The sequence below is a fragment of the Flavobacterium sp. genome, from assembly GCF_043778725.1.
Classification (GTDB): Bacteria; Bacteroidota; Bacteroidia; order Flavobacteriales; family Flavobacteriaceae; genus Flavobacterium.
The window spans coordinates 1-5190 of the sequence record NZ_JAYWFT010000084.1; the positions used below are offsets into that span (position 1 = coordinate 1).

Consider the following 5190-nt stretch of genomic DNA (forward strand, 5'->3'; position numbering starts at 1 on the left):
GGCGGATTGATAATTATGAATATTGGTTACAAAGGACTTTTTTGGGCTGATGGTGGAACGTGTATCCTTGCGATTTTAGTTTTTGCATTGCTTGTAAAAGAGAAGAAAAAACCAGCCGAATCTATGGAAGCAAAATTGCTATTGGAAGCCAACAGAGAGTCGGTTTTTAAAGACAAGCCATTTTGGATATTCCTATTTAGTTGCGTGATTACTGGCGTTTTATTTTTTCAATTATTCACTACCATTCCGTTGTATCATAAAAAACAATTTGATTTAAACGAGCTCCAAACAGGCTTGCTTTTAACGATGAACGGTATTTTAGTCTTCTTTCTAGAAATGCCTATTGTGAGTTACATTGAACGCAAGAAACTGGATAAAGTGCGCGTGGTTTCTATTGGTTGTTTGATGATGGCGATTAGTATGTTTTCGCTATTAATTAACTTTTGGGTTGGCATTTTAATTGTGATGATGTTGTTTATGACTTTTGCCGAAATGTTTGCTTTTCCATTTTCCAATTCGTTTGCTATGAGTCGAGCGCCAAAAGGTCATGAAGGTCGTTATATGGCAATTTTCACAATGAGTTTTAGCGCTGCTCACATTTTGAGTGCTAAAATAGGAATGGGAATTATAGCTACTTATGGCTATCAAATGAACTGGTTGTTTATGGGAGTTTTGGGTTTGATTGGAACAGGTTTAGGATTTTGGGTAATACAATTAGTAGCTAAAGAAAAAGTAGCGCATCCCAAAATTATTCATCCAGATGTTCCTGCGACTTTTGAACATCCTGCTGAAGGTGGCGAACGTGAGATTTAAAGAAAATCACGTCTAATCTCTTGAAATGATTGATTGGAATTAATTAATCTATCAATAATTTGTTTACGTAATTCTTCAACATTATCCGATTTTAGGTGTTTTACCCAAGCGGTTTCGTCTACTAAATTCCGAATTTGTTTTATGAGTTTTGTGGTTTCGTTGGAAGTTCTTAAAACTTTATTTGACGAATAATTTTCTGATTGTTTGTGATAGAAATTTACTGATTGATTGCTGTGGTTTACTTCTATAAAATATAATTTTTCGTAATCGTTATCTGGATAAAAATCGTTCCATGATGCAAAACCAAGTTTCATTCTGTTAACATTTTTAGTATTTGATAATAATCTCCATTTGCAATTGGCAGCTCTTCCCCAATGGTTTGACAACCGATAAACGCCGTTTTCAACAAAATAATAACTACTACCCGATTTGCTTTTGAAATTTAATTTCAACTCTTTAATAGCATCGGCAGCTACTTCTGTGAAAATACAAAAAGTATATTTATGAAAATTGGTTTTATTATAGATTTTGATTGTCATGTCTTATTGATAAAGGGTTTTGGCAAATTTAATCAATTGTTTTTTAATAGCTGAATTAATATCAAACGTTAAAAATAGTTATTTAACTATAAAAATAGTTGTGTAACTAAAAATATAGTTGTATGTTTGTTCTGTAAAATAACAATCATGCAAAAATTAACGAATAAAGAAGAAGAAATCATGCACATTTTATGGAAGCTAAAAAAAGCTTTTGTAAAAGATGTTATGGCAGAAATAACAGAGGATCAGCCTCATTACAACACACTTTCTACCATTATTAGAAACCTGGAAGAGAAAGGATATGTTGGTCATAATGCTTATGGAAATACGCATCAATATTTTCCAGTAATTGCGTTAGAAGATTATAGAAAAACCTTTATGAGTACGGCAATTGATAATTATTTCAATAGTTCTTATAAAAATATGGTATCGTTTTTTGCGGAAGAAGATAAAATTTCAGCGGATGAATTACGTGAGATTTTAGATATTATTGAGAAGAGGAAATAAGTCGAGATTCGAGTTAAAAAATCAAAGGGACGAAATTAAAAAATAATCTAAATGCAAGAATTTTTCACATACCTTATTAAATCTAGTGGTTTGATTATTGCTTTCTTTTTGGCATATCATTTTTTGCTTCGTAAAGAAACTTTTTTTACTAGCAATCGATGGTTTTTACTTTCAGGATTAGTGATTTCTGCATTATTGCCATTATTTTTTATTAAACGAATTGTTTTTATTGAGCAACCAAAGATTTCAACAGATAATTTGATAACAACTTCCAAAGAATCCATTTCTAATGTACCAGAAATCACTCAAGAAGTAGCCACTTTAGATTGGTATCAAATAATTGCAATTGGCTATGGAATTATCGTTTTTATACTTTTAATAAAAGTTATTATAAACCTATTTTCATTATCTAAATTATTACTAAACAAGAAAATAAAGAAACAAGAAAGGTTCACTCTCGTTGATTTGCAAGAAGATATTGCTCCGTTTTCATTCTTCAATTACATTGTATTCAATTCAAGCTTGTATTCCGACAATGAATTGGAAAACATATTATTACACGAAAAAATACACAGTAAAGAAAAACATTCGTTTGATGTTTTACTCAGCAAATTATTTACCATTTTGTTTTGGTTCAATCCAATAGTTTGGTTGTATAAAAAATCCATAGTTCAAAATTTAGAATACATTGCTGATAGCAAAGCAATCCAACTTATAGAAGATAAAAAGTCGTATCAAAAAGCGCTTTTAAAGGTAGTTTCACATCAAAACTGCTTGCCAATTACCAATCATTTTTATCAATCATTAATCAAAAAACGAATTATTATGCTAAACAAAAATCAATCCAACAAAAGAAATTCTTGGAAATATGCAGTTGTACTTCCTGCATTAATCTGCTTTGTACTTTTATTTCAAATTAAAGTTGTGGCTCAAGATAAAGCTGAAATCATAGATTATAATACAAATTCTGATATTATAGATTTAGCCATTAAATTTGAATCAACCAGTAAAGACAAAGATTTACTTGCTTATAAAAATATATTTAAAGATTATGATATATCAATAAATTTTTCAGAAATTATTAGAAATTCTGAATCTAAAATTACAGGAATTAAAATCGAAATGAAATCGCTTTTAGATGGCTCAGTAAAAAAATTGGAATTAAATGACCAAAAACCAATAAATGCAATTTCATTGTACACCACAAAACTTAAAAACGGAAAATGGAATTTTGGTATAAAACAAATTGAACATAATGAACTTACAGATGAAGGCAAAAATCAATTAAAAGATATTAATATTGATTTATCTACTGAAAAAAATGACGGATATTGGTCAATTAATGAAATCAAAATTGAAAGTATTAAACTACTGATTTACATAGATGGAGAAAAGCAAGACGATGCTAATCCTATTAAAATTTCTAACGATAAAGAGCTTGATAAAATAGAGAAAATTTTGGATAAAGAGAAATTGAAAAAGTATGGCGAAGATGGTAAAAATGGAGTTGCACTAGTATCAACAAAAAATAATGAAACTATCAAAACTGCTGATAACGCAAAAGAACAATTGATTATAATTAATGATGAGAAAACAATTGAAAAAAATGAAGTAGAAGGAAAAAAAAGTGTTTCCGTTTTTAATAGAAACACTAAAACAGAAAGTACTTCTCTTTTAGAAACACCTCAAGAAAAGAAAATTATAATTTTTTCAAATGACAATGGTGACGATATAGTTTTTATTCCTTCTGAGAAAATTTTAAAAATACCTCATTATCCAACCGTTAAACTAAATGAAGATGGATTAGTACTTATTATTAATGGTGTTTATAAAACAAATCCATTAGAAACATTAAATCAAATGAATTTACAAAATGTAAAATCAATAAGAGTATACGACGAAAACGGAAAAGAAACTGCTGGTACTCCAATTAAAAAGATCATTATTACTACAAAATAGTAACTAAACAATAACAATTTTCTCTAACAATAACAGCTATGGAAACAGTTTTTATTTACTTTTTAAAATCGAGCGGATTAATTACTGCCTTCTTTTTAGCATACTATTTTTTGTTGCGTAAAGAGACATTTTTCAGTACCAATCGCTGGTTTTTATTAACTGGATTGATAACATCTGTTGTTTTACCGTTATTTTTTATAAAAAAAATTAGTATTGTTGAAACTCCAAAAGCAGTTCCAAATCCAATTACAGATACCATTGCAAGTGCCGTTTCTGGTGCGGTTCCAACTAATAAAATCATCGAGCAAACGACTGAAATTGATTGGCTTCAAATTGGAATTTATGTTTATGGAATTATTGCACTTTTTCTATTATTTAAAGTATTTTTCAATCTGATTTCCTTGTTTAAAGTTTTAGATAATAGACAAGTTATTAAAGAAGAAAAGTTTCAATACATTGATGTAAATGAGAATCTTTCACCATTTTCCTTCTTCAATTATATAGTATTCAATTCTAGTTTATATTCGGAATCAGAATTGCAAAGTATTTTGCTACACGAAAAAATTCACAGCGCTCAAAAACACTCTTTAGATATATTAGCATCCAACTTATTCACGGTACTTTTCTGGTTCAATCCGTTTATGTATTTATACAAAAAAGCAGTTGTTCAAAATTTAGAATACATTGCCGATAGCAAAGCTATTGCGCAAATAGACGATAAAAAGTCCTATCAAATGGCACTTTTAAAGGTAGTTTCCTATCAAAACTGCTTACCAATTACAAATCATTTTTATCAATCATTAATCAAAAAACGAATCGTTATGTTAAACAAAAATCAATCCAACAAGAAAAATTCTTGGAAGTACGCAGTGATCATTCCTGCATTAGTAGCCTTTGTAATTCTGTTCCAAGTGAAAGTAATTGCTCAAGAAAAAGAGGTAGAAATTTCTGAAAACAGAAAAGCTTACGCCGAATTAACGGCTTTTTCAATAGACAAAAATTCAACTGATGCCGAAATGAAAAAAGAAGCCGAACTGTTAGAAAAACAAAGTGGAATTGTAGTTAAATTTTCAAAAATTAAAAGAAATTCAAACGGAGAAATCACTGCAATAAAAATAGATTATAAGGACAAAAATGGCAATAATGGCACATCTGTAGTTAACGGAGACGAGCCAATTGATGAAATTACAATTTTTAAATCTAAAAATTCAGTTGGTATAAGAACTAAAGATACAGAACCTAATAACAACCGAACGGCCATAACTACTAATGCAAAATCAGGAGATGATTCTGATGAAGTTTACGCTGTTACTGACGTATATGATGTTGAAGCACCAATACCTCCTACACCACCACTTGCTCCAGTAGCGCC

Annotated in this window: 5 protein-coding genes; 4 read left to right on the forward strand and 1 reads right to left on the reverse strand. The window is 29.5% G+C overall.

Features of this window, described 5'->3' with window-relative positions:
* Positions 1-813, forward strand: an 813-nt coding sequence (locus tag ACH2CG_RS07520) for an MFS transporter (RefSeq protein WP_395063777.1), incomplete at its 5' end; no start/stop codon positions are given.
* On the opposite strand, the gene ACH2CG_RS07525 is transcribed toward ACH2CG_RS07520, so the two are convergent.
* Positions 810-1352 carry a hypothetical protein gene (locus ACH2CG_RS07525; protein ID WP_395063779.1) on the reverse strand — a complete coding sequence of 181 codons (543 nt, stop codon included), beginning with the start codon at positions 1350-1352 and terminating at the stop codon, positions 810-812. The two genes, ACH2CG_RS07520 and ACH2CG_RS07525, sit on opposite strands and share 4 nt — an antisense overlap.
* A gap of 147 nt (positions 1353-1499) precedes the next feature.
* On the opposite strand from ACH2CG_RS07525, the gene ACH2CG_RS07530 reads away from it, so the two are divergent.
* The 3 genes from ACH2CG_RS07530 to ACH2CG_RS07540 all read left to right on the forward strand — a co-directional run.
* Positions 1500-1859 carry a BlaI/MecI/CopY family transcriptional regulator gene (locus ACH2CG_RS07530; RefSeq protein WP_035128191.1) on the forward strand — a complete coding sequence of 120 codons (360 nt, stop codon included), beginning with the start codon at positions 1500-1502 and terminating at the stop codon, positions 1857-1859.
* Positions 1860-1910: 51 nt separating this feature from the next.
* Positions 1911-3818 carry a M56 family metallopeptidase gene (locus ACH2CG_RS07535; protein WP_395063782.1) on the forward strand — a complete coding sequence of 636 codons (1908 nt, stop codon included), beginning with the start codon at positions 1911-1913 and terminating at the stop codon, positions 3816-3818.
* Between the two features lie 38 nt (positions 3819-3856).
* The coding region (locus ACH2CG_RS07540) for a M56 family metallopeptidase (protein ID WP_395063784.1) at positions 3857-5190 on the forward strand (1334 nt) is incomplete at its 3' end.